General features: G+C 46.2%; 23 protein-coding genes. 13 read left to right on the top strand and 10 right to left on the bottom strand.

Annotated elements, in window-relative coordinates; translation table 11 throughout:
• Positions 1–2 precede the first annotated feature (2 nt).
• Entirely contained in the window at positions 3–1121 is a 1119-nt protein-coding gene (locus ACODJP_RS01745; RefSeq protein ID WP_422477834.1) for a slipin family protein, read from the bottom strand.
• A complete protein-coding gene (locus ACODJP_RS01740) occupies positions 1118–1540 on the bottom strand; it encodes a GntR family transcriptional regulator (RefSeq protein WP_422477832.1) in 423 nt (140 codons plus the stop codon). Before ACODJP_RS01740 ends, ACODJP_RS01745 begins: the two co-directional genes overlap by 4 nt.
• 143 nt (positions 1541–1683) lie before the next feature.
• Between ACODJP_RS01740 and ACODJP_RS01735 the strand changes: the two genes are divergently transcribed.
• Together ACODJP_RS01735 and ACODJP_RS01730 are read left to right on the top strand one after the other, a co-directional pair.
• Entirely contained in the window at positions 1684–2121 is a 438-nt protein-coding gene (locus ACODJP_RS01735; RefSeq protein ID WP_422477830.1) for a rhodanese-like domain-containing protein, read from the top strand.
• 9 nt (positions 2122–2130) lie between these two features.
• On the top strand, positions 2131–4023 hold the full coding sequence (locus tag ACODJP_RS01730; protein ID WP_422477828.1) for an ABC-F family ATP-binding cassette domain-containing protein: 1893 nt from the start codon (positions 2131–2133) through the stop codon (positions 4021–4023).
• A gap of 22 nt (positions 4024–4045) precedes the next feature.
• Here the strand turns inward: ACODJP_RS01730 and ACODJP_RS01725 are convergent, their stop codons facing one another.
• Entirely contained in the window at positions 4046–4978 is a 933-nt protein-coding gene (locus ACODJP_RS01725; RefSeq protein ID WP_422477826.1) for a DMT family transporter, read from the bottom strand.
• A 428-nt stretch (positions 4979–5406) separates the two neighbouring features.
• Here ACODJP_RS01725 and ACODJP_RS01720 point away from each other — a divergent pair, with 428 nt between their 5' ends.
• On the top strand, positions 5407–6684 hold the full coding sequence (locus ACODJP_RS01720; protein ID WP_422477824.1) for a hypothetical protein: 1278 nt from the start codon (positions 5407–5409) through the stop codon (positions 6682–6684).
• On the opposite strand, the gene ACODJP_RS01715 is transcribed toward ACODJP_RS01720, so the two are convergent.
• Positions 6662–6886 (bottom strand): helix-turn-helix domain-containing protein, encoded by a 225-nt coding sequence (locus ACODJP_RS01715; RefSeq protein ID WP_422477822.1) that lies wholly within the window; start codon positions 6884–6886, stop codon positions 6662–6664. The two genes, ACODJP_RS01720 and ACODJP_RS01715, sit on opposite strands and share 23 nt — an antisense overlap.
• Before the next feature lie 62 nt (positions 6887–6948).
• Positions 6949–7332, bottom strand: a complete 384-nt coding sequence (locus ACODJP_RS01710) for a YegP family protein (RefSeq protein ID WP_422477820.1) — start codon at positions 7330–7332, stop codon at positions 6949–6951.
• 258 nt (positions 7333–7590) lie between these two features.
• Here ACODJP_RS01710 and ACODJP_RS01705 point away from each other — a divergent pair, with 258 nt between their 5' ends.
• Positions 7591–8619 (top strand): PfkB family carbohydrate kinase, encoded by a 1029-nt coding sequence (locus tag ACODJP_RS01705; RefSeq protein ID WP_422477818.1) that lies wholly within the window; start codon positions 7591–7593, stop codon positions 8617–8619.
• 49 nt (positions 8620–8668) lie between these two features.
• Here the strand turns inward: ACODJP_RS01705 and ACODJP_RS01700 are convergent, their stop codons facing one another.
• Positions 8669–9451: an IclR family transcriptional regulator gene (locus tag ACODJP_RS01700; protein WP_422477816.1), complete on the bottom strand. Its 783-nt coding sequence runs from the start codon at positions 9449–9451 to the stop codon at positions 8669–8671.
• 12 nt (positions 9452–9463) lie between these two features.
• A complete protein-coding gene (gene uxaC, locus ACODJP_RS01695; RefSeq protein ID WP_422477814.1) occupies positions 9464–10873 on the bottom strand; it encodes a glucuronate isomerase in 1410 nt (469 codons plus the stop codon).
• Positions 10874–11017: 144 nt separating this feature from the next.
• On the opposite strand from uxaC, the gene ACODJP_RS01690 reads away from it, so the two are divergent.
• The 4 genes from ACODJP_RS01690 to ACODJP_RS01675 all read left to right on the top strand — a co-directional run bounded on the left by ACODJP_RS01690 (position 11018) and on the right by ACODJP_RS01675 (position 14926).
• Positions 11018–11569, top strand: a complete 552-nt coding sequence (locus ACODJP_RS01690; RefSeq protein ID WP_422478833.1) for a DNA-deoxyinosine glycosylase — start codon at positions 11018–11020, stop codon at positions 11567–11569.
• Between the two features lie 78 nt (positions 11570–11647).
• Positions 11648–12865 (top strand): aminotransferase class I/II-fold pyridoxal phosphate-dependent enzyme, encoded by a 1218-nt coding sequence (locus ACODJP_RS01685; RefSeq protein ID WP_422477812.1) that lies wholly within the window; start codon positions 11648–11650, stop codon positions 12863–12865.
• A gap of 40 nt (positions 12866–12905) precedes the next feature.
• Positions 12906–13577 (top strand): 6-phosphogluconolactonase, encoded by a 672-nt coding sequence (locus ACODJP_RS01680; protein ID WP_422477810.1) that lies wholly within the window; start codon positions 12906–12908, stop codon positions 13575–13577.
• Positions 13574–14926, top strand: a complete 1353-nt coding sequence (locus ACODJP_RS01675) for a glucose-6-phosphate dehydrogenase (protein WP_422477808.1) — start codon at positions 13574–13576, stop codon at positions 14924–14926. Before ACODJP_RS01680 ends, ACODJP_RS01675 begins: the two co-directional genes overlap by 4 nt.
• 82 nt (positions 14927–15008) lie before the next feature.
• Here the strand turns inward: ACODJP_RS01675 and ACODJP_RS01670 are convergent, their stop codons facing one another.
• From ACODJP_RS01670 to ACODJP_RS01660, 3 genes are all read right to left on the bottom strand, one after another.
• The gene (locus ACODJP_RS01670; RefSeq protein ID WP_422477806.1) at positions 15009–16250 is read right to left on the bottom strand and encodes a DUF438 domain-containing protein; all 1242 of its coding nucleotides are present in this window, start codon (positions 16248–16250) and stop codon (positions 15009–15011) included.
• Complete coding sequence (locus ACODJP_RS01665) at positions 16250–16498, bottom strand: DUF1858 domain-containing protein (protein ID WP_422477804.1); 249 nt, start codon at positions 16496–16498, stop codon at positions 16250–16252. Before ACODJP_RS01665 ends, ACODJP_RS01670 begins: the two co-directional genes overlap by 1 nt.
• 129 nt (positions 16499–16627) lie before the next feature.
• A complete protein-coding gene (locus tag ACODJP_RS01660; protein ID WP_422477802.1) occupies positions 16628–18532 on the bottom strand; it encodes an AMP-dependent synthetase/ligase in 1905 nt (634 codons plus the stop codon).
• Between the two features lie 380 nt (positions 18533–18912).
• Between ACODJP_RS01660 and ACODJP_RS01655 the strand changes: the two genes are divergently transcribed.
• From ACODJP_RS01655 to ACODJP_RS01635, 5 genes are read left to right on the top strand one after another with little or no spacing between them, the layout of a single operon-like run.
• The gene (locus ACODJP_RS01655) at positions 18913–19131 is read left to right on the top strand and encodes a 4Fe-4S dicluster domain-containing protein (protein WP_422477800.1); all 219 of its coding nucleotides are present in this window, start codon (positions 18913–18915) and stop codon (positions 19129–19131) included.
• On the top strand, positions 19131–20192 hold the full coding sequence (gene vorB, locus ACODJP_RS01650; protein ID WP_422477798.1) for a 3-methyl-2-oxobutanoate dehydrogenase subunit VorB: 1062 nt from the start codon (positions 19131–19133) through the stop codon (positions 20190–20192). The genes ACODJP_RS01655 and vorB overlap by 1 nt, the downstream gene beginning before the upstream one ends.
• The gene (locus tag ACODJP_RS01645) at positions 20189–21616 is read left to right on the top strand and encodes a 2-oxoacid:acceptor oxidoreductase family protein (RefSeq protein ID WP_422477796.1); all 1428 of its coding nucleotides are present in this window, start codon (positions 20189–20191) and stop codon (positions 21614–21616) included. Before vorB ends, ACODJP_RS01645 begins: the two co-directional genes overlap by 4 nt.
• 14 nt (positions 21617–21630) lie before the next feature.
• Complete coding sequence (gene buk, locus ACODJP_RS01640) at positions 21631–22710, top strand: butyrate kinase (protein ID WP_422477794.1); 1080 nt, start codon at positions 21631–21633, stop codon at positions 22708–22710.
• Complete coding sequence (locus ACODJP_RS01635) at positions 22703–23572, top strand: phosphate acyltransferase (RefSeq protein WP_422477792.1); 870 nt, start codon at positions 22703–22705, stop codon at positions 23570–23572. The genes buk and ACODJP_RS01635 overlap by 8 nt, the downstream gene beginning before the upstream one ends.
• Positions 23573–23581 lie beyond the last annotated feature (9 nt).

Below are 23581 nucleotides of genomic sequence, written 5' to 3'. Positions count from 1 at the left end.
TTCTATCGATCCTCTTCTACCTCTGTTCCAGTCTGCCCGGAGGAGACCAGTTCAGGACTCTCCGATTGGAGTTTCTGTAAAGCGGCGCTTCCGAGTACTGTTCCAAGATTCATGTTATCGAGGATTGATGCCGGCATGAGCATCATGGAATTGTTCCTCCGTATCCCCTCGTATACCATATTCATTGCCCGCAACTGCAAAGCTGTTGGATTGTCGGCGTATTTTAGGGCAGCTTCTTCGAATTGTTTGGCAATCTCGACCTCTGCAGCAGCTAAGATGATACGTGATTGTTTTTCACGTTGTGCTTGCGCCTGTTTGCTAAGAGCATCCTCCAATTCCTTCGGGATAATGATGTCGGTTATTTCAATTGAAAGGATGGTGACACCCCAAGGATTGGTTTTCGCATCCAGCGCTTGTTGGATTTCCCTTCCGAGTTCCTCTCGTTCAGAAAGTAGTGACGATAGTTCATGTTTTCCAATTGCATCTCTCAGCGCCGTCTGTGCCGATAGTATGACAGCTTCGATATAGTTCTCAACTTCTAGAACCGCATGTTTGGCATCCCAGATCATCCAGAATGCGAGAGCATCCACATGGACTGGGACCGTATCTCGTGTAAGTGTCTTCTCAGCACTGAAATCGGTAGCTCGGATACGGGTATCGACAAATTCGGCGATTCTATCAACCAATGGGAAGAGAAAGAGCAACCCAGGGCCATGTACACGTTTGAATCGCCCCATACGAAGTACAACGACCTTGTCCCAGTGGAGCACCAATTGTACAGAAGCCGAGATGAACAGGCCTATAGTCCCAAGAACACCCAATGGATAGAGCGCATTCCCCAAGACACCGAGTATCACGAGCCACAGGATAACCGAAAGTTGGATAATCGATGCCCACAAGGGCAGAGCCGCAATGAGAATGCCAGCGACAAGGATCAGTACAGCCAGATAGATGACTGGTTGGAATGGTATCCTTGGGAACATGGACATCTGGAGCCATATGCCTCCTGCAATGAATAGTGCCAAAAGAAAGAATGATACAGAACCATAGGCAAAATCCTTTTTCAATGTGAAGCTCTGCATATTCTTTATACGTTCGAATTTCTTGGTAAAAAGGTTCATGTCTTTTCTCCTTTTTGTAGGGTGTCGCTTCCCAGTTCCTGTATGTGGTCAAGGATTTCCAGGAGTGTGAACCCGTATGAAGCTGCTTTGGTGATATAGGATCGGGTGATCTCGGTAAGGATCCTTTCCCGTTCGATGCTGTCTATACTTATTTCTTTATCACTGATGAAGGTACCGGATCCTTGTTGCGTGACCACAATATTTCGGATTTCCATCTCATTGTACGCCCTAGCTACCGTATTGGGGTTTATGCTAAGGTCAACCGCAAGACTTCTTACTGTGGGTAACCGTTCTCCCTTGGTAAGTCTACCGTCAGCAATCGCCATCTCTACCTGTAGGATTATTTGTTTGTAATAGGGGACCCCGCTTTTAGGATCAATCGTGAATGTAAGTGATTGTGGTTCGATCTGTTTTGTCATATCAATTCACCTGATAAAGATTGTACTAGTGTATTAGTACAATGTCAACAATAATTTTTAATTGCCTTCTAGGAGACTCTGAAACTTGACGCTTTGCCGATTGTTTATCATAGTACAATGAATTGAAGAAAGAGGTTTATACTATGCGTTACATGATACAGATGGTACTGTTACTGCTCATGATATTCGTCCCTTTGGTCTCCTGCACTGGTGGTGCCGGTTCGTCCGATAGGGCAGAGAGTGTGGATGTGGTTACTGCGATGACAGCCCAATATAGGAAAATTTCACCCCAACTCGCCAAAGAGATGATTGATTCGGGAGATCCCGTCACTGTTGTGGATGTCAGGACACCATCCGAGTACGCAGCAGGACATATTGAGGGAGCGCTCCTCATACCTAACGAAACCATAACGACTGCTAGTAATCCTGAGTTGTTACCGAATTTTGATGATACCATCTTGGTATACTGTCGTAGCGGTAACAGGAGTTCCCAGGCAGCAAGGAAATTGGTTTCGCTCGGATATACGAACGTATACGATTTTGGCGGCATAAATGATTGGCCGTATGAAATAGTGCGTTAGAATTCCACCATGGTAATACTCTCGGTTGAAGACATCTCCAAGACGCTTAAAGACACGCCTCTCTTTGAGCATGTTACTTTTGGTATGGAATCGGGTGACCGGATCGGTCTTGTCGGTCCGAATGGATGCGGTAAGAGTACTTTTTTAAAGATTCTTGGTGGTCGTATGGATTCGGACAATGGAACTATCGCAAAGGCGAAGGATTTGACCCTGTCCATCCTCGATCAGCAACCACAATTTACCACGAGTCAAACCGTAGAGGAGTTCCTCTATGACAGTGACCATCCAACTTGTCAATTGTTGAACTCCTATCGAAATGCCCTGCATGGACATACAGAGCTCTCTAATGGTTCCTCAGATAATACTTTACATCGGATCATGGATGAGATAGAGAGAATCCACGGGTGGGATGTAGAGACCAGATACAATTCATTTCTTGGGGAATTGTCCGGTCCAACTCCAGACCAATTGATGGAAACTCTTTCTGGCGGGATGCTCAAGAAAGTCGCCATTGCAAGAACCCTTGCCCCGAATCCTGACCTCGTTTTCCTTGATGAACCTACGAACCATCTCGATATCCAGACGATTTCCTGGCTTGAGCGGTATCTGGTCAACAGCGGTATGTCTGTCATCCTGGTAACCCACGATAGGTATCTTTTGGACCATGTCTGTAATACGATCATGGAGTTCGATAATAGTGCGGTATATAGTCATCCCGGTTCCTATAAAACTTTCTTGGAGAGACGTGGTCAACGTCTTTCCAGTCAACAGGCAGAGCAGGAACGTTTGAAAACAATTTTGCGACGTGAACTGCAGTGGCTCTCTCGTGGTCCGAAAGCCAGGACCGGAAAGGACTCTGGGAGAAAATCCCGCATCGAGGATATGCAAAGTTCTTTGACCAAGGAACAGGATATAATCGCCGATTTTTCATCCATGCATCGACGAATGGGGAAAAAGATCCTTGAACTTACAGAAATCGGTAAAGAATATGATGGACGGCGGGTTGTGGAACCTTTTTCACATAGTTTCTCACGAGGGGAGAGACTTGGGCTGATTGGTCCCAACGGATCGGGAAAGACCACTTTACTGGAGATCTTGAGCGGTCGAATAGAAGCCGACTTCGGCATGATAGATGTTGGTGTGAATACTGTTTTCGGCTATTACGATCAGATGGATGAGAATCTGGACACGAGTAAGACGGTATTGGAACATATATCCGAAATGGCAGAAGAGATTACCCTTGGTCCGGGGGAGACGGTAAGTGCTGTACGATTTTTGGAAATGTTTGGTTTTCCCAACTCTTTTCATCGAATGGAGATCGAAAGACTCAGTGGCGGTGAACGGAGAAGACTTCATCTGATCGGAATTCTGATCAAGGCTCCGAACTTCCTTCTTCTTGATGAACCAACCAATGACTTGGATATTGATACCATCCGAAGACTTGAGGAGTATCTTATCGATTTTTCCGGTTGTGTCATGGTAGTATCGCATGACCGAGCTTTCCTCGATCGCGTAGCCCAAACCCTTCTAGTGTTCGACGCAACAGGTACTATTACTGAATTCGCCGGCAGTTATAGCGACTACGAAGATTCCCAGAGAGCTCTTACCGAGCAAAAGGTGCAGGAATCCAAGAGTCAGACCCAAAGTGACAAGAACCGTAGCTGGCCTGTGAAGCGGGAAAAAAAACCGGGTCTTACGTTCAAGGAGAGGCATGAATTAGAGTCTCTCTTGGAAAAGATAGACAAGTTGGAACTGAGTATCTCTGCTTTGGAGGATAGTTTCGTGGCTTCAGATTCTGATCCCGAAACACTTGAACAGAGGACTAAGGAATACGGACTGAAGCGAACACAGTTAGAAGAACATATGAAGCGGTGGGAATATCTAGCAGAAAAGGATGTATAACATATCTTATCCTATGATTATACTAGGCAACTGTGTCTTTAGGCTCCCCTTGTCCTAGGGTTTTTGCACCTTTCATTTCCCACACTGAGAAGAAAATCAATGAGGTTACAACGGCTAAGTAGCCAATCATTCCTAATGGGGTCAGTCGTTCTCCCAGTACCACCATTCCCAAAAATGATGCAGTAATCGGCTCAGAGAGACCATAGAGGAAAGCATGGCTTGCTGGAATTCTCCTTGCTCCTGTAGTGAACAACCAATAGGGTATCGCAGCAGAAAGTAGTCCGAGTGCGAGGGAAAGAAAAATTACCCTACTATTGTCAATCCACGTCGCTGCCCCTTGGAGCAGTGCTATGGGTAACATGACCAAGGATGCAGCCGCCATTATGACAAATGAGGATTCAACTGGGGATGCAACCTTTTCCATATCTCTGAGCATAGTTCCCACCATAGTCCAACTGGCACCCGCGACTGTTGCAAAGATACTTCCCCATACCAAAGGAGAACTCTGTGCTGTCACACCTTCACTGATAGCCATGAGATAACACCCGAACGCTATCACAAGAGAAGATGTGAGCCATGACATGCTTTGCCGTTCTTTTCTAACTACAAGGGAATATAGGCCACTGAAGAGGGGAGGAGTACCAATGAATATCATGGTAGCAATCGTGACTCCAGCATTCCTAATACCTATATAGAGGGTTGTTTGGGCAACTGCCAATGCAATAGCCCCCAAGGCAATCGTCCCCAGGTTGAAGTGATTGCCACGTGTTATTACATGACCTTTATGTCTTATCGCAAGTACAAGAGCCAACCCAAGTGCACCTACTCCTAGACGGATGGTGCCCACGGCGAGGGATGGGATTCCCGCAGGCAAGTGGGATGCAATGGTTCCGTAGGTTCCCCAACATATGCCTGCTAGCAATACTTGGATCGAACCAAGAATGGATAGATGCACACAATACCTTCTTACATGAGAATTGAACGTAGGTAAGAAAAACGAAAAAGGTGCGTTCGGTATCGTGGTTTCGGTTCAACTTGTAGCCTCCAGCATGGGACAAATCGCTGGGATAAACTTACAATCACCTAATTTTCACAATCCGAATCAGCACCTTTTTACCACGAAAATCGTAAAGATATCCGCGACGGTTCAGGCTAGATTGGGAATCGAACCCGTTTCAAAGTCACCAGACCTTGCCTCTGTTCTTATGGTAAAGTATCAGTTTCTGCAGAAAGAGTCAAGTAGATTGGATTTAATTCAAAAATGGACAGAATAGCTGCGTGCTTAATGCTTGCATGCAGTTCAATGTGATGGTATCTTCACTCATACTTTCACCTAAATAAAGCGAGATCGGCAGGGTGACAACCGTTCTCAAGGGGAACTGGATGACAGGAATAGAGAAATTGCATGCCGCGATTCGGTTTGATATGGTCAAGAAGCCGATACGACAGAGGGGATTCCTTAGACCGCTTACCTGGATATTGAGTTTTCCGACTGTCTGGAAATATAGATTGAGGATCCATAGGCATAGGATGGAAGGGGTAGAACCTCCCTATCTCCTTCTCTGTACCCACCATGCTTTCAATGATTTTAAAGTAACCACCGCTGCGATATTTCCCCACCGAGCAAATTATGTAGTCGCTATCGATGGTTTCATAGGACGAGAATGGCTCTTACGGCAGGTTGGAGGTATCTGTAAGCGTAAATTCACTAATGATGTACAATTGGTTCGACAAATCCGCCATGTCCTTGTAAAACATAAGGATATCTTGGCGTTATATCCGGAGGCGAGATATTCCCTCATAGGAACAAATGCCGTATTACCTGAATCGTTGGGTAAGATGGTGAAATTACTGGGAGTTCCTGTGGTGATGCTCAATATGCACGGCAACTATCTGCATTCACCCTGTTGGAATCTCACACCAAGGGGAAATAGGCTTGAGGCTGACCTTTCCCAAATTTTCACACCGGAAGAATTGGCTACAGCGACCGTAGCAGAAATTAACGGAAAAATTAACGAGGCCTTTTCCTATGATGAGTATCGTTGGCAAAAGGAGCATGGAATTATCATTGACCACCCCAAGAGGGCAGAGGGATTGCATAAGGTTCTCTATCAATGCCCCCATTGTAAAAGTGAATATCGGATGGAAAGTGAGGGAACGAGAATAACTTGTGGTGCATGCAATAAGAGCTGGGAGATGACCACTCTTGGCGAATTGCAGGCAGTGGTAAAAGCTTCCGATGAGGAGGTATTGTATACCGAATTCCCCCATATTCCTGATTGGTATGAATTCGAACGATCCCAGGTGAGCCAGGAAATAGAACGGGGAGAGTATGCATTCTCCTGCGAAGCGACTGTTGATGCGTTACCGAACGCTAAGCGATACATCCGGTTAGGGACTGCGAAGCTTACTCATTCAAATCAAGGTTTTATTTTGGAAGGAGAATTCGATGGCGAGGCTTTTAGGTTGGAAAAACCTGTTCCTACCATGTACTCCTGCCATATTGAGTATGACTATTTTAATAAAGGCGATTGCATCGATCTCTCTACGCTTGATGACACCTACTACATATATCCCCATGGGAAAGAATTCTCTGTAACGAAGTTGGCATTGGCGACAGAGGAGCTCTATTTTGCGTTTAAAAAGTCTCCTCGTGGTTGATATCCTCTACCATGGTTATCAAGTCGGCCATAGGTAAATCAAGAGCTTTACAAAGGCGTTCGACAGTCACCAACGTAGGGCTATGCTCATCTTTCAGGATTTTATACAATTGGCTTCGTGACATTCCTGCAATTCTTGCAAAAGTGGAAATGGTGTAATTTTTTGCCCGTAAAACTTTATGCAGGACTTGTCCGATGTACATGTTTACATGTCTAACATGAACTGAAGAATTATTACAGACAATTTCCTGATATATTTGCGGGTTTATGAGAGAGCGCTCTCATCTATATCTGCATCGGGAGCAGCTCTTCCGATTGCTTCAATTCCATTCATGCAACCCGATTTCGTTGCATATCCCTCTTCTGCTATCGCAATATTCTGACCATTCGAAGCCAGCAGTCTATACCGATATTGATTCGCATTGTCGAGATACACTTCGTACTTGGGATTCTTCTTCGGTTCAGGTTTTTGCAACGTCTGGTCTTCTATCTGGGAAAGTGCATTCTTCTTGATAGCCTCGATGCCATCCTTGCAATTGCGCAGACTACTATAGTTCTGGCTTGTGAGAATCGTCTGGTAGTTGGCAGCCTGGAGGCTGAAACGAAAAAATCCTTTTGGTGTTTTTGAAATAATGAATTTTCCTGGCATGACCCTCTCCTTCTTTTTAGTATCAGACTTAGTATAGCCCAATACATGTGAAATGGGTATAAAAATTTAATAGGTACGTAAATGTATCCAGGTCATGGATGCTGATATAGTTCCTACTATGCGTAGTTATCAGATTTAAAAGAGGTCTTTTGGATTATGGTTTTAGTTGTTTGAAAAATGGAACAGTATTTCAAAAATCATTGACCTTTTTTCTACACATGATATAATTCCCATGAATCCAACTAGAAGGAATAGATTATGAAATATGTAACGACATTTGGCGAAATCATGCTTCGCCTCAAATCTCCTCACCATGAACGGTTCTTCCAATCTCCAGCTCTTGAAGCTACTTTTGGGGGAGGAGAGGCTAATGTAGCCGTTTCCTTGAGTCTCCTAGGCGATAAAGCGCGCTTTGTAACTGCATTGCCTAAGGATGCTATCGGTGATGGAGCCGTATCTGAAGTGCGAAAACATGGTGTGGATACCGCCTCCATCGTTCGGACAGACGAGGGAAGGGTTGGCATCTATTTCCTTGAGACAGGAGCTAACCAAAGACCATCCAAAGTCGTCTATGATCGAGCAGGCTCTGCAATTGCCATTGCTGAATCGTCACTTTTCGATTGGGCTGCTATCCTGAAAGATTCAGATTGGCTGCATATAACGGGTATTACCCCCGCCATTTCACAGTCGGCTGCTGATTGTGCCCTTGCCGCGATGAAGGCCGCAAAAGAACTTGGACTAACAGTAAGTATCGATTTGAATTACCGCAAGAAATTATGGAAATATGGCAAAAGCGCCCCAGAAGTGATGGGGGGGCTTACCAAGTATGCTGATGTGGTTATCGCAAATGAGGAAGATATCCAAAAATGTCTGGGTATCGAAGCTGATGTCGATGTAACCAAAGGTGAACTCTCCGATTCAGTCTACGAGCAATTGGCGAAGAAAGTCCAACTTCAATACCCCAATGTACGCAATGTCGCAATAACACTCCGTGAGAGTATCAGTGCTGACCGTAATGGCTGGCGAGCGGTACTTCTTGGAGAAAAGGGATTTCATGTGTCGCCCCGCTACGCTATTGACGATATTATCGATAGAGTAGGAGGCGGTGATTCATTCTCTGCCGGTCTTATTTTCGGATTACGCCATATGGAGGAGCAAGAAGCTTTGCGATTTGCTGTTGCAGCTTCCTGCCTGAAGCATAGTATCGGGGGTGATTTCAACTTGACAACCCGCTCTGAGGTGGAATCCCTTATGAAAGGTGATGGCTCCGGAAGGGTGCAGCGTTAGAGATCCAAACTGACATGAACGATCCCCTGGATCAGGATGTCACAAACCACTAATAACCCATGAGTGCCGATATCACATCGGCACTCTTTTTTACGGATTCGATGTAGTATTCCCGTTTGGCTTCATCGAATCGAAATGTTGGCCAAGAAACGGACAACCCTGCGATTACCCGCTTGGAATAATCGCGGACGGGAGCCGCGATACATCGGATTCCCTCTTCATGTTCTTGCAGATCTTCAGAGAATCCTCTCTCTCTGATCTGTTTCAGTTCTTGTTGGAGTTGCTGTTTCCCTACGATGGTAGTACGAGTGAATGGAACCAATTCCATGATGTCTATAATCTTTTTTGCATCATCCTCGGACTTATCGGCCAAGAGTATCTTCCCGATAGCTGTACAATAGAGAGGAATCCGTTTCCCTACTCGACTATACATTCGGATAGTGTATTGCGATTCAATCTTGAGGATATACATTGCCATATCATCATCAAGCACTCCCATATGGACAGTTTCCCCTAAGGTTTTGCCCAGATTCTCAGCAACTGGTCGGGCATCCTGGGCTAAATCCATATGGGACAGACCCTTTGAACCGACACTGAACATTCGTAGGGTCAGAGAGTATTGATCATTTTCATCTCTGAACACATAACCGAGATTCACCAACGTTGATAGGAATCGGTGAAGTGTCGGTTTGGGGAGTCCGGTTTCTTCGGCAAGTCGCTCTAGGTTAATTTTATGGTGTCCAGAGAGACATTCCAGGATTCCGAGGGTCCGTTCCACTGAACTGAGATGGGATCCCGCCTTTTTATCGGCGGGGTCGATTGGTATTACCATGTGCAGTTGCTCCTATGCGAAATATCGCTGGGCGTTGTGGAAGCTAATGTCACGGACTATCGTATCCAAAAGGACAGGATCGGCAGGAATTTCACCAGCTTCAGCCCACTTGCCCAGAATATTGCAGAGAATTCTCCTAAAGTACTCGTGTCTAGGGTAGCTAAGAAAACTTCGTGAATCGGTGAGCATACCGATGAACCGTGGGAGGGACCCGAGGTTGCCCAGAATCTTCATTTGGTCTTCCATGCCATCCTTATGGTCACAGAACCACCATCCGCTGCCGAGTTGGATTTTTCCTGGAATACCATCACCCTGGAAAGCTCCCATCACAGAACCCAACACATAGTAATCCTTGGGATTCAGGGTATACAGTACCGTCTTAGGTAATGCATGCTCTGATTCCAAGGCTCCTAGCATTCTGCCAAGCTTTTCGGCCATTGGAAGATCGTGCGAGGCATCGAAACCAGTATCGGGTCCCAGTTTCGAGAATTGTGGGGGATTCAGATTTCGGATTGAGTTCATATGGAGCTGCATCACCACCCCATGTCTTGCATACTCTTTACCAAGATAGAGCATAATGGAGGTCTGGTATGCATCCAGCTCATGGGCAGTGAGACTTTTACCTGTCAGTGCTTTCTGGAAAATCGCCTCTACTTCCGATTCCTTTGCTTCAGTATAGGGGACCATCGGAATACCATGGTCGCTTGCCTTACAGCCTTGGGAAACGAAGAATTCCAGCCGCTTACCCAACGCGGTTTTAACATTGGCTACAGAATCGATAGCAATTCCAGCTGCCTTTCCAAGTTTTTCGATATACTCTGCGAAGGTCGCATGTTGTGCAAGAAAAGCCTTATCTGGTCGGAAAGATGGCATGACAACAGTATCTATTTTTCCTATCGGGGCGTTTCCACTGTTGATCTTTTCATGGACAGCAAGATCGTCGGCAGGGTCATCTGTTGTTCCCACTGCTGCGACCTTAAAGTTTTTAAAGATGCTGGAGACCGCTAGATCATCCGATTGCAGCATTTCGTTGGCCTTATCCCATATGGATTTCGTACTCTGTTCATTCAAGGGATCATGGATGCCGAAGTATCGCTGTAATTCCAAATGGCTCCAATGGTAGAGCGGGTTACCCAGTAGCTGAGGCATTGCCTTTGCCCAAGCCATATATTTTTCGAATGGTTCGGCATCTCCGGTGATGTAGCGCTCCTCAATACCTACAGAACGCATTGCCCGCCATTTGTAATGGTCTCCTCCAAGCCAGATCTCGGTGAGATTGGCAAACTTTTTGTTTTCAGCGATCTGCTGAGGAATGAGATGACAATGATAGTCGAATATCGGCTGTTTCGATGCGCTATCGTGGTACAACGATCTCGCTGTTTCATTCTCCAAGAGAAAATCGGGGCCCATGAATGGTTTCATATCGTTACTCCATCATATATAGGATGTGTTATCCGAATTCATCGAATCCGTCGCCTTGCTACAGTATACCCCAAGTGGTACTACAGCACAAAGGGGTAAGCTAGGATAATACTGCTTGAAGTCTCTGGAGTGGTCACCTTGACCATGAACGTTCAGTATGATAGCACGATTCTTATGGAACAGATTCATTCCTTCGACCCCATAATCGATTCTGAGAGCAGGGTGCTGGTTCTTGGGAGTATGCCAAGCGTTAAGTCGCTTGAGATGGTTGAGTATTATGCTCACCCGACAAATGCCTTTTGGCCTATTATGGCGAGTCTCAGTGGACATGGGCTTTCAACATGGCAGGAGAAAGTCGCTATGCTGAAAACTTGGCATATAGCGCTTTGGGATATTGCGAAGGAGTGTTACCGCGACGGTTCCTCAGACAGCAGTATACGGAATGTCGGTTTCAACGATATTCGGCAATTGTTGATCGATCATCCGGGCATAAACTACATCGTATGTAACGGTACCGTCTCCATGCAGCTTTTCAAACGGTATTATCGATCATTGGGTGAACAAGCGATACATTTACCTGTTTTACCATTACCTTCAACGAGTGCAGCAAATACCTTGTTATATGAAAAAAAATTACAGAAATGGCATCAAACTATGCGAAAGGTATTGGATTTGTCTCAATTAAATCAACTCTGACGAATTGTAATATTGTGTCAAAGCTATGAATCGGGTAGACTGGAAATACTTGAACCGAATTCACTGGAGGCCTTCGTAATGGACAAAAAGAACCATACTCCGATATTTGACAAATGCTATGCATTTACCCAGGCTGCGGAGGTACGTGCCTCAGGCTTGTATCCTTTTTTCAAACCGATAGGGAGGAGCGAAGGCTCCAAAGTATATATCGATGGTCGAGAGATGTTAATGCTTGGCTCCAACAATTATCTTGGGCTTGCAAATGATCAGAGGATGAAAGAGGCTGCAGAAGCTGCAGCAGAGCGGTATGGAACCAGTTGTAGTGGTTCCCGCTTTATGAATGGTACGCTTGATCTTCATGAAGAACTTGAACATAGGCTTGCCCGTTTCATAGGAAAACCGGCTGCCTTGTGTTTTACGACCGGTTATCAGACAAATCTCGGTTCACTTTCAGCGATGTTGAATCGTGGTGATCATGTGATTGTAGATAAATACGACCATGCTTCCATCATGGATGGTATCTTTCTTGCCGATGGGACGAAGAAACAGATCAATCTACATAGGTACAAGCACAACAATCTTGAGGATCTCGAGCGGGTATTGGAGAGAATACCTTCTGGTGCCGGCAAGCTGATAGTCATTGATGGTGTATTCTCAATGGAGGGTGATATCGCCCATTTGCCCCAGATACGTAAACTCGCAGATGCTTATGATGCTGGGATATATCTCGATGAAGCGCACGCTCTTGGTGTCGTGGGGAAAACCGGTCGGGGTACCTGCGAACATTATGGTAATGATCCTTCCCTCTGCGACCTTTTGATGTGCACATTCAGCAAATCTTTCGGGTCGATCGGCGGATTTGTCGCAGGAGAGGAGGAGGTTATAGATTATATAAAACATTTTGCCCGTCCACTTATCTTCAGTGCATCCATGCCTCCGGCGAATATCGCAGCAACGATGAAAGCCTTGGAGATCATTGAGTCGGAGCCGGAACGGGTTCATAGGCTACAGCACAATGCTCGTCGTCTTATTGATGGTTTTACCGCTCTCGGATTCAATGTAGGAACGGCCGAGACCCCAATAGTTCCCTTGATCATTGGCGACAATGATAAGACATTCCTACTCTGGAAGAATTCCTTTGAAAGAGGGGTATATGTCAATCCGGTTATTTCACCAGCAGTCCCTCCTCAAAGGGCTTTGTTGAGGACCAGCTGCATGGCGATTCATACAGATGAGGAACTCGATACCGCGATGGGCGTGATTGGCGAAGAGGCGAGGAAACTCGGAATCATCTGAAGTACTGTCCGATTCCCTTGGGAATCGATATATTGAACATATGAAGAGAATCCAAGTCGATAATCCACAGGCCTTCGCACATATGGTAACCGCTCATATCCAACAAGTAGCTGAAGGTAACGATCGTGAAATCCTCATAGGAATTCCTGGCGGCAGGGGTGCAGTAGCGGTGGTGGCAGGAGTACTCGAATGCCAAGATGCCCTTCTCAAACGTATACAGCTTTTTCTTGTAGACGAGAGACTGGAAGGTCCAACCAATCTCGAGACACTTTTAGATGTGGGGTTATCCGATGCGATAGGAACCGGGAGATTGCGCTCCTCCCAGATTCAGGTGTTAGCTCTGGACAAGCCTTTTAATTCTACCGGCCGCCCACTTGATCTACTGTACCTTGGTGTAGGTGAAGATGGCCATGTTGCCTCACTTTTTCCAGGTTCTTATCCGGCATTGGATGCGAAGGATATTTCCGATACTGCTTTGGTTGAAGATAGTCCCAAACCGCCTCCTACACGGGTAACCATTACGTATCGTGGCCTAAAGACGTATGCGAAACGGGCACAGGTTTATCTTCTCTTTTTCGGAGAAGGCAAGCGTCTCGCTCTGGATCGGTTTCTGTCTGGTAATGAGAGCCCCTCAACTTTACCCTGTATATATTTCCCGAGGGAGTGGTTTTCGGTCGATATCGTTACTGATTTGAAGGAGGCTGTAGGATGAAGCAGGTGGTTGTCCAGTTCGGTGGTACAGGGGACTTAGCCCAAAAAAAGTTATATCCGGCGTATGAACATCTTATGGAGAAGGGCTTCGATTTCACCGTTCTTGCCCTAGGTAGAAGATTCAAGAAACGGGATGAATTTCTGAAGGCCATGCTTGAAGAGGGTACCTCGAAGAAATTCTTGGAAAGATTGCAATATCTCTACTATGATATGGCAGACGAGGGTGCTACCGGTCCCTTGAAGGAGCAGATCCAATCGATAATCGGAGACCATGAACAAGTTGAGCTGATCTACTATCTAGCACTGCAACCCTCTCTCTATGAAGAGGCAATCAGGCAGATCCAGGTGGTGGATTCTCAACTCTCATGCCATTGCAACCTTACCAAGAAGATTGTGGTGGAAAAGCCTTTCGGCTTCGATCTGGAGAGTGCTGAACGATACAATGAGATTCTTCTCAAAGCATTCGCCGACAAGGAAATCTACCGTGTAGACCATTATCTAGGTAAGGAATTCATGCAGAACCTCCTTATCTTACGATTTCATAACGATATCATACGAAGCATCTGGGACAATCGTTCGATTGAGAGTATTCAGATCATTTTCGACGAGACCCATGGAGTCGACCAACGATTGGGATTCTACGAGCAGATTGGTGTTGTCCGCGATACGATACAAAACCATATCATGCAGATTATCACTTATCTTACGATGAATGAGCCGGCTACGCTCTCGCCTGATGATATCGAGATAGAGAAGGTGAAGGTGTTGCGCTCGATCGCCCCCGTTTCGGAATTTCATACCGGTCGCTATGAATCTTTGGGAGTTAATAGTGGGCATATTGTTCATACACCTACGTATGCTGCTCTCAAACTTTCTGTGAATACATATTACTTTGCAGGCGTACCGATCTATATTAGGACTGGGAAGATGCAGAGTGAGGCGAAATCCCTTATCTATGTTAAGTTCCGTAATACTACGCAGAAGGTCATGCATGATGATACAATAGGGGAGAATGGTGTGATCATAACCATACATCCCGAGCTTACCATTGATATCAGTATGAATCTTAAGGAGCCCGATACCTCTTGGAAATCAAAGCCAGTGCGGTTCCGTTTCAACCAAGCTGAGACGTTCGGAGCCAATACTCCTGAAGCCTATGAGCAAATAGTCAAGAAGATCCTGCAAGGGGATAAGAGTCTGTTCCCATCCATGAGGGAGATTACCGAATCTTGGCGTATTGTCTCTCCCATGTTGGAAGACAAACAGCATATGGAAGTATACCCGGTACGGACGCTACCAAGATTCGCCCATGATCTGGCTGAAAAGAACGGATTTACCTGGTTTCAATAATTCTCACGCTAAAAGCAAAAATAATGGGCTGCTCCGGTTTTCACTGGAACAGCCCTCTATTCATACCGAGAGAATTACCATTCTACTCTTCATCGAGCAGTCTTTTATCTCCCTCAAGTTTTTGGATAGGAGCGATATTCTGTGTAACTTCAAGTGTACCGAGGTAAGTTCCCGCCTCATCACGGACAGGATAATACCGGATATGGGCATAGACTTCCCCAAGGTGGATGTAGAATTCAGCGATATCCCGTTTTCCCGACTTGAAATCATTAATAATTCGTTCAACGATATGCATGCTCGCTGGTGGATGACAGTTGACTACTTTTCTTCCTATGATTGCTGAAGTGCGGGGAAAGATTCTTTCACTTGCTTGTGAGAAATAGGCTACTTCATCGTTCGCATCGACAAAGGTGATATCAATCGGCAAGGTGTTCAGCACACGGGTTAACATCTCAGGAGTAAATGAACCTGTCGGCAAGGTTACCACACTTTCAGACATTGCAGCGGTTTTCGATTCCACTTTCATTTGAGCGGGAGGTGTCCATGTCGGGTGGTCATTGAGAAGACAATAACCAATCTCGGGGCTACCCTCGGAAATCTGGCGCCAGTCTGTAACGAAGAAGACTTCGCTGACCATTGGAATGAGAATATCTTCCTCCTTGGAGATCATCTCAATAATCTTCTCCTTCGTGGACTCAACATCGGAGACGAACTTCTGTAGCGCTTCAGGATTTGGCCTTCCGCCAGCGATCAATTCATCGAGATTCTTTCTGACAAGCTTGACCATATCGCGGATTTCATCATCCACTCCCCACATAACCTTAGGTGGAGCAGTTATCCCATAGCGCTCCATGATTGGAAACCAGAGATTTTCCTTCTTCGAATAGTGAATATCGATTTGCCAGAGATCCTTAAGGTCTTCGACCAGTGCAGTGATAGCTTTAAGGTCCCCTTTTTGCATACTAGCCATATGGGTGTCGATACGATCTGAAAAGAGTTTCTCAATAGCACGATTCTCTTCCCGCAATACCCATGTCGGATGCCCATGGTCCTTTGTTTGGTTTTTCTCGGCATGGATTTCAGCTACGGAGCCTTTGAATAATGAAGCATGTACATCACACAGTTTCTGCACCTCTTCAACCTTTACGGCTCCTTGGTCTATGAGGGCTTTCTCCACATTTGCGATCTCTTCAGCTCCGACACCCTCAAATTCCTTGGCGAAGTCGGCTTTTACCGCGTCGAAGTCATCTCCGGCATGGAGACGTCTGATTAAACCTTTCAACAATTCTTGACGATGGACGCTGTTATTGATTTCCGCACTCATTACTTTTCCTCCTGAGGATTGTTGACCACCTGGTATCCCTGTTCTTCCAATGATGTGATGATGGTCTTGATATCGAGGGACCGCATACTGGCCCCCTTGGGTAATGTCATGACCTTTCCTACTGTAGAGAGCATAATGGGTTTTACTATTTCGGTGAATCCCAGTTTTGCCAACACATGCACCAACTCCGGGTTTTCGGAGCAGAGCGCATGTACAGTTTTCTGTAGGTCGATAGTTTTGTTTGTCATAGCTTACAAATTCCTCTTTACCTTATCATGATTGGGTTTATTATTATGTTGCAATTGCAACAGTATAGAAAAAGAGCCCAGAAGAGGCAATACTCCAGGGCTCTTTCATAGCGGAAATTTCATGGCATATTATGAGAAGAGGGTAGCGATCTCCTTAGCATAGATTTCTGCGATCTTATGTCGCATGACCTCTTGCTTGGCCGAAAGTTCTTCTCCAACTTTGAACGAGTTTCGAAGGATTGCGAAACGATTGATCCGTTCGTAGCTCTTGAAACCATTCTTGGCACTCACCATCTCATTGATCTCGGTATTCAAAAGGTCGTGTACTTCAGGAAGATCGGTGATATCATACCGCGCCATATAAGGGATATTGTTCTCTTTTACATACAATTCGAGCTGTTTGGTATCGGGGACGATCAATGCAGCGAGGTACTTCTTATCCTGTCCTACAACAACTGCTTGCTCAATATATTCCGATTCCCGCAAACGGGCTTCGATGGGCACTGGTTCGATATTCTCTCCACCAGAGAGTACGATAGTATCTTTCTCACGTCCACGGATCGCATATTCGCCTTTATAGGTCCATACACCAATATCTCCGGTATTGATCCAACCCTCTTTATCTATTACCGCTGCAGTCAAGTCGGGGCGTTTGTAGTATCCTGCCATCACCTGACCACCACGGGCGTGGATTACTCCCTTTTGTCCAGGCTTCACAGTATTTCCCCGTTCATCGATTATCTTTATCTCCGTCTCGGGAAGGGGAGAAACGGTACCGGGAACCTGGTGCGCCATCTTTCTGAGACCGATTACAGGAGCCGTTTCGGTAAGCCCATACCCATCAAGCAATGTAATTCCGATTGCTTTAAAGAAATTGTCCACAGAGGATGGTAGTGATCCACCTCCCGAGACACCAGCACGGAAATTCGTTCCGAATTTTTTCTTGATGGTCTTGAAAACCAGTACATCCCCGAGCATCTTCAATGGTGTTAAAAGGATGACTGGTATTATCCCTACCAGAAGATCGAAAAGGTATACTCTCTTTCGGAACTGCGGCATCTTGTTGCCAATCAGGTTCATAGCTCTGGCATGGTTTGCACCCACCCATACGAAGAAATGGAAGAGACCACGTGCTATTGGACTTTTACCTTTTACATTTTGATATACTCCGGCTTTTACCGCCTCCCAAATTCTGGGTACAGAGCCCATCCAAGATGGATTAACCCGTTGCAGATCAACGAGCATGATCTTCCCGATCGGCTTCGAGTAAGCGATTGCTGATGCTTGGGAAATGATTACGTACTGGAGGATACGTTCGAAGGAGTGCCAGACCGGGAGTACACTGAGCCAACGTTCTCCCTTATGGAAATCGATGACCTTTGGCAGTTGCTCCAATTGGAAAAGGAAGTTCCTATGGGTAAGCATTACTCCTTTTGGTTCTCCGGTCGTTCCGCTGGTGAAAATGATGGTTGCGATATCATCTACTTTCCCCTTAAGGATCTCTTTTTCCACAAAATCGGCATGTTCTCCATTGGACTTCTTTCCGGCATCAATAACATTCTGGTAGGTAATGACATCGACATCATCACGATCATTCAACTCCTGTGTCGCATGGTGGGTGGTATCTATGACGATGAGGGTTTTCAGATGGGGCAAGTTCGTCTTCAGATCGAGAATCTTACGGGCTTGTTCCGAGTTCTCGGCAAAACACACCTTGCTTTCTGTGGTCTTCAGGATGAATTCCAACTCGTAGGGCATGGCATCACGACCTCTGGGTACGTCTGCTCCTCCCAATGAGAGGATTGCCATATCGGCAGCAAGCCATTCCTTCCGGTTGTCGGATATAAGTCCGATTGGATCTTCTCTCTTCACTCCCAAGGTCGCAAGTCCTGCAGCAAGGTCAAGTACTTCCCTGTAGAACTCCTTATACGTGCGAGCGATGAAGGATCCATTGTCATCTTTCGATAACTGGACTTCATTACTGGGGTATTGAGCTACGATGTTCTGAAGTAATTTGGGGAGGGTATTGTGCATAATCAACTCCTTTTAGTTCGGGTAACTGTTATTAAAATTACAAAAAATCAAATTGTGTCAAAAAGAAATATATATGTTTTTTCCAAGTGGAGCAAGAGATTGGACCTGTTCTCGATTGTTTTTTTGACAAATATTCAAATAATATCTAACTTGACACATTTTTATTAAACCGTCAGAATAAATATATCGGAACAGCTTGCTTGCATTACCGAGCGAGTGCAGGGAATGAAAGGAACTTACCTCACTCTTTGTCTTGGGGGATCGATACCTTTGAAGCTCTCTATTCCGATAAAATAACAAAAATGGCCGAACTTGTTGTATAATCAACATGTCGAGGCCAATGCGGTTTCTAGAATCTAGAGACCGATAGGAGGTCCTGCATGAATCATGTCCGTGTTCGTGACGATGAATGCAAAGGATGCGCCGTCTGCGTCTCCGTTTGTCCAAAAAAATGCTTAGCCATGTCTGGCAAGCTTAATTCAATGGGATACGAATATGTCCAATTCATTAATCCTGAGGCATGTACTGCCTGTGGGTTGTGTTTTCTTAGTTGTCCCGAACCGGGGGCTCTTACTGTGGTTTCAGAGGAGGAGCACTAATGGGTAGACGATTGATGAAAGGAAATGAGGCAGCTGTCCATGGAGCACTTATGGGTGGATGTACCCACTTTTTCGGATATCCGATCACCCCGGCGAGTGAGATTGCCCAAGCCGCTGCCTATTATTTTACTGGTGCCGGTAGGACATTCCTACAGGCGGAATCGGAAGTCAGTGTTATCAACATGCTCTACGGTGCCGCAAGCGCAGGAGCTAGGGTGATGACCGCATCCTCAGGTCCCGGAGTAGCTTTGATGGGAGAAGGTCTCTCCTATCTTGCCGGAGCACGTCTACCATCGGTAGTGATCGATATGCAAAGGGCAGGTCCTGGATTAGGAAATATCTGGCCAGAGCAGAGTGACTACAATATGGTGGTAAAAGGTGGCGGGCACGGAAACTATGCCAATATCGTACTGGCTCCTGCATCTGTCCAAGAGATGTTCGATTTCACTCGAAAGGCATTTACCTTAGCCGATACCTACCGGATGACAGTCTTCATCCTTAGTGATGCCTATATCGGACAGATGATGGAACCTGTTACGATTGAAGGTCCGGTTCTCCATGGAGAGAGGAAGGAATGGGCTGTCTACGGGGATGCTGCAAGTAGGAAGAACCTCATTTCTTCTATCTACATGAGTCCACCTTTACAGAGGAAACACAACGAGGATCTCCAAGAAACCTATAAGAGGGTAGAAAGGGAGATAGTCGACTATGAGACATATCTGATAGATGACGCGGATATCGTTTTCGTTGCCTATGGGATTGCAGCTAGGATAGCCCACTCAGCCATTCATACACTACGGGATAAAGGCGTGAAGGTCGGTTTGCTCAGGCCGAAGACACTTTTCCCTCTCCCCAGGGAGATAATCGAATCCATTGCCCGGAAGGGAGTTTCATTGGTCGTTGTAGAACTCAGCAGTGGCCAGATGGCGGATGATATCGAGCTTGCATCCAAAGGTATGGCGCCGGTATCACGATACCTCACTATGGGAGGGGAGACTCCCACCGTAGCGGAATTGGTCCAGCGTATCGAAGAGGATTTTGTACATGGGGGCAAGAAATGACCAAGGAGATACAACGATTCGGTAAAGCGGAAAGTTTTTATGATACCTATGAAAGAAAAGGTGAAGGTTCCTTTACCACCCATTACTGTCCTGGTTGCGGCCATGGTACCATCCAGAAGATGATCGCTGAGGCAATCGATGCACTTGGAATCCAGGATCGCACTGTTTTCCTCTCTCCGGTTGGATGTGCTGTATTCGCCTATTATTATTACGATACAGGTAATATTCAATGTTCACATGGCAGGGCTCCAGCGGTAGCTACAGGGGTTAAAAGAACAGTAAAGGATGCCATTGTAATAAGCTATCAGGGAGATGGAGATTTGGCGGGAATCGGTATGACGGAAATCATGCATGCTGCCAATAGGGGAGAGCCGATCACCGTATTCTTCATCAATAATGCGATATACGGTATGACCGGTGGTCAGATGGCCCCCACCACACCACTTGGACAGAAGACGTTGACCACGCCGTTCGGAAGAGATGAAAAACGTGATGGCAATCCACTGGGCATGGCAGAAGTCATGAATGCGTTGAAAGCTCCCATCTATATCGAACGTTGTGCAGTATCCAGCCCAAAACAGATCATAAAGACGAAAAAAGCGATCCGGAAAGCCCTCCAGGCGCAAGTAGATGGTTTAGGGTTCTCTTTTGTGGAAATTCTATCTCCATGTCCAACCAATTGGCGTATGACTCCCGTGGATTCTCGCGCATGGATTGACCAACAGATGGTTGAACAATTCCCTCTGGGTACGTTTCGAAATATCGACAAAGAAGGCGAACACACGCCCACCTCAGAAGAGATTCAACCGCTGGATGACCATGCGCTTATCGAGTTCTTAACATCAGATTCGAATATCCCCATTCTTCGGGAAGACCCTCTTCAGCAGACACAGAGGATCAAAATTTCCGGATTCGGTGGTCAGGGTGTCCTTTCGGCAGGTGAACTTCTGGCGACTTGTGGTATGATGGAGCATCTGGAGGTATCTTGGCTTCCCTCCTATGGTCCAGAGATGCGTGGCGGAAGTGCGAATGTTAGCGTCACACTCTCTAAGGATGAGATTGGTTCTCCATTGATCGATCATCCCAATGTGCTGATTGTGATGAATGGCCCATCGCTGGATATGTTCGAGCCCTTGGTCTGTCCTGGTGGTCTGGTTGTGGTTAATTCTTCGATTGTCGATCGAAAAGTAGAGCGGACAGATGTGCAGGCGATCTACATACCCGCGACCGAAATTGCCCGAGATGCTGGCCTCCAGTCGGCTGCTAATGTGGTTTTGGCTACAACGTATCTGAGTTTGAGTGGCGTCATACCGCTACAAACGCTTAAAGCATGTATCCCTTTGGTATTGCGGAAAAGGGAGTATCTGGAGAAGAATCTAAAGATTGTAGAAAAGACCTTAGACTACTTGGAGAATACGAATTGAGAGGATAATGCATGATGGAAATCCAAACTTCACTGGTACTTGCAATAAATCCCGGATCTACCACTACAAAACTGGCTTTATTCTCGGATGAAAAGGAGATAGCGACTGAAAACCACGAACACACAGTCGAAGAATTGGCTCGATTCGGTTCGGTTTTTGAACAGTTCACCTTTAGACGCGATCTCGTAATACAATTCTTGGCCAAGCACCATGTGCAACCAGGAAAATTGGCGATTGCCATGGGTAGAGGAGGCTTGTTGCATCCTTTACCTGGAGGAGTCTATCGGGTCGGACATCGTATGTTGCGGGATCTGGAATCTTGTGCCTATGGAGAACATGCATGCAACCTTGGGGCTCCTCTTGCCGATGCTGTGGCAAAACGTTTCGGGTGTGAAGCCTTAATCGCCGATCCGGTTGTCGTAGATGAGATGATAGATGAAGCAAGGATTTCGGGAATTCCAGATATTGAGCGAAAGAGTATATTCCATGCCCTGAATCAGAAATTCGTTGCTCGCAAAGCCTCGGAAATCATGGGTAGGCGGTATGAAGAGGTCAATCTTATCGTTGCCCATCTTGGTGGTGGGATCTCCGTTGGCTCCCACCGATATGGGAGAGTGATCGATGTGAATAACGCTCTCGATGGAGAAGGCCCATTCACTCCCGAACGCTCAGGCGGAGTACCTGTCGGCTCCTTGGTCCGTCTCGCGTTGTCGGGGACCTATACCTACCCTCAGTTGAAAAAAATGATTACAGGATCTGGGGGTCTCTATGCCTATACAGGAACGAGGGATGTCAAGAGTCTAGCCTCTCGTGCTGAAGAAGGCGATTCTGATGCTGAATTTTGGATTAGAACCCTAGTCTATCAGATTTGTAAGGAGATATGCTCCCATTTCGCGGTATTGGAAGGTCATGTCGATGCAGTTGTGCTCACCGGTGGGATAGCGCATAATGAAGGTATGATGAAGATGGTCGAAAGACGTATCGGTTCTTTGGCGAAAATCATAGTGCTTCCAGGGGAGGGCGAAATGCAGTCCCTTGCGGAGAATGCCTTTGCCGTTCTTAGACATGGTAGGGAGGTAATGGAGTATGAATGATCGGGATAAAGTAGTGGCGATCGTCGGCTCATCCCATGCCGAGAGCCTTCGGGCTATGGAAGCCTTGCGATCCAAACAAGGTGTGGACTTTGTTTTGTATGGAGACCGGCAAGAGACTAAACGTATGGCCGAAACCCTTGGCATTGATTTGACTGGGATCACGATGAACCATACGATGGATACCATGGAATCCTGCAAAGAGGCCGTAATTGCTGCTAGTGAAGGGCGTGTACAGGTTCTTATGAAAGGCTCGGTCCATACCGCCGAGTTCTTGAAGGCTGTACTCAATAAGGAGTTGGATCTTCTTCCCGAAGGAGCTCTACTCAGCCATATCGCAAAGTTGACACTGCCTTGGTATCACAAGATGCTGTTTCTTACCGATGCAGCAGTTTCAATTCTGCCTGATCTTGATAAAAAGGTGCAAATTATCATAAATGCTATTTCGGTTGCCCATAATCTAGGGATCGAGAATCCGAAAGTCGCACTGGTATGTCCTGTTGAGACGGTCAATCCACGTATCGTCTCAACAACCGATGCCTCTCAGCTGGTGTTTTTACAGAAGAACACTGAAGCATTTTCCCAAGCAGTGATTGAAGGCCCGTTCGGCTTGGATGTCGCTTTGTCACAGGATGCTGCCACCATAAAAGGTATAGAAGGCGAGGTCCCTGGCGATGCCGATATCCTGGTCTTTGGGAATATCGATGCTGCGAATGCAACCTATAAGGCTTTTCTTTCGGTTCCTGACGTGGCTTCTGCTGGGATTGTGGTTGGTGCGAAACTCCCCATTGTTCTCACATCGCGCTCGGAATCGATGGAAACAAGAATCGCTTCTATTGAATTAGCCCTCTCTGTTGCTCCATAATCGAATCTC

The sequence above is a fragment of the Pleomorphochaeta sp. DL1XJH-081 genome, assembly GCF_049310885.1.
In the GTDB taxonomy this organism is placed as follows: domain Bacteria; phylum Spirochaetota; class Spirochaetia; order Sphaerochaetales; family Sphaerochaetaceae; genus CAYZJV01.
Note: the sequence above shows the minus strand (reverse complement) of the source record. Positions and strands in the feature narration are given on the sequence as shown.

What these genes read in the sequence shown, in the direction of transcription:
- vorB (WP_422477798.1), top strand. Translation starts at nt 19,131, where the DNA reads ATGGGTAGACGATTGATGAAAGGAAATGAGGCAGCTGTCCATGGAGCA.
- ACODJP_RS01705 (WP_422477818.1), top strand. Translation starts at nt 7,591, where the DNA reads ATGAAATATGTAACGACATTTGGCGAAATCATGCTTCGCCTCAAATCT.
- ACODJP_RS01655 (WP_422477800.1), top strand. Translation starts at nt 18,913, where the DNA reads ATGAATCATGTCCGTGTTCGTGACGATGAATGCAAAGGATGCGCCGTC.
- ACODJP_RS01745 (WP_422477834.1), bottom strand. Translation starts at nt 1,121, where the DNA reads ATGAACCTTTTTACCAAGAAATTCGAACGTATAAAGAATATGCAGAGC.
- ACODJP_RS01720 (WP_422477824.1), top strand. Translation starts at nt 5,407, where the DNA reads ATGACAGGAATAGAGAAATTGCATGCCGCGATTCGGTTTGATATGGTC.
- ACODJP_RS01740 (WP_422477832.1), bottom strand. Translation starts at nt 1,540, where the DNA reads ATGACAAAACAGATCGAACCACAATCACTTACATTCACGATTGATCCT.
- ACODJP_RS01700 (WP_422477816.1), bottom strand. Translation starts at nt 9,451, where the DNA reads ATGGTAATACCAATCGACCCCGCCGATAAAAAGGCGGGATCCCATCTC.
- ACODJP_RS01735 (WP_422477830.1), top strand. Translation starts at nt 1,684, where the DNA reads ATGCGTTACATGATACAGATGGTACTGTTACTGCTCATGATATTCGTC.
- ACODJP_RS01675 (WP_422477808.1), top strand. Translation starts at nt 13,574, where the DNA reads ATGAAGCAGGTGGTTGTCCAGTTCGGTGGTACAGGGGACTTAGCCCAA.
- ACODJP_RS01715 (WP_422477822.1), bottom strand. Translation starts at nt 6,886, where the DNA reads ATGTACATCGGACAAGTCCTGCATAAAGTTTTACGGGCAAAAAATTAC.
- ACODJP_RS01680 (WP_422477810.1), top strand. Translation starts at nt 12,906, where the DNA reads ATGAAGAGAATCCAAGTCGATAATCCACAGGCCTTCGCACATATGGTA.
- ACODJP_RS01635 (WP_422477792.1), top strand. Translation starts at nt 22,703, where the DNA reads ATGAATGATCGGGATAAAGTAGTGGCGATCGTCGGCTCATCCCATGCC.
- ACODJP_RS01710 (WP_422477820.1), bottom strand. Translation starts at nt 7,332, where the DNA reads ATGCCAGGAAAATTCATTATTTCAAAAACACCAAAAGGATTTTTTCGT.
- ACODJP_RS01670 (WP_422477806.1), bottom strand. Translation starts at nt 16,250, where the DNA reads ATGAGTGCGGAAATCAATAACAGCGTCCATCGTCAAGAATTGTTGAAA.
- ACODJP_RS01665 (WP_422477804.1), bottom strand. Translation starts at nt 16,498, where the DNA reads ATGACAAACAAAACTATCGACCTACAGAAAACTGTACATGCGCTCTGC.
- ACODJP_RS01685 (WP_422477812.1), top strand. Translation starts at nt 11,648, where the DNA reads ATGGACAAAAAGAACCATACTCCGATATTTGACAAATGCTATGCATTT.
- ACODJP_RS01645 (WP_422477796.1), top strand. Translation starts at nt 20,189, where the DNA reads ATGACCAAGGAGATACAACGATTCGGTAAAGCGGAAAGTTTTTATGAT.
- buk (WP_422477794.1), top strand. Translation starts at nt 21,631, where the DNA reads ATGGAAATCCAAACTTCACTGGTACTTGCAATAAATCCCGGATCTACC.
- uxaC (WP_422477814.1), bottom strand. Translation starts at nt 10,873, where the DNA reads ATGAAACCATTCATGGGCCCCGATTTTCTCTTGGAGAATGAAACAGCG.
- ACODJP_RS01730 (WP_422477828.1), top strand. Translation starts at nt 2,131, where the DNA reads ATGGTAATACTCTCGGTTGAAGACATCTCCAAGACGCTTAAAGACACG.
- ACODJP_RS01660 (WP_422477802.1), bottom strand. Translation starts at nt 18,532, where the DNA reads ATGCACAATACCCTCCCCAAATTACTTCAGAACATCGTAGCTCAATAC.
- ACODJP_RS01690 (WP_422478833.1), top strand. Translation starts at nt 11,018, where the DNA reads ATGAACGTTCAGTATGATAGCACGATTCTTATGGAACAGATTCATTCC.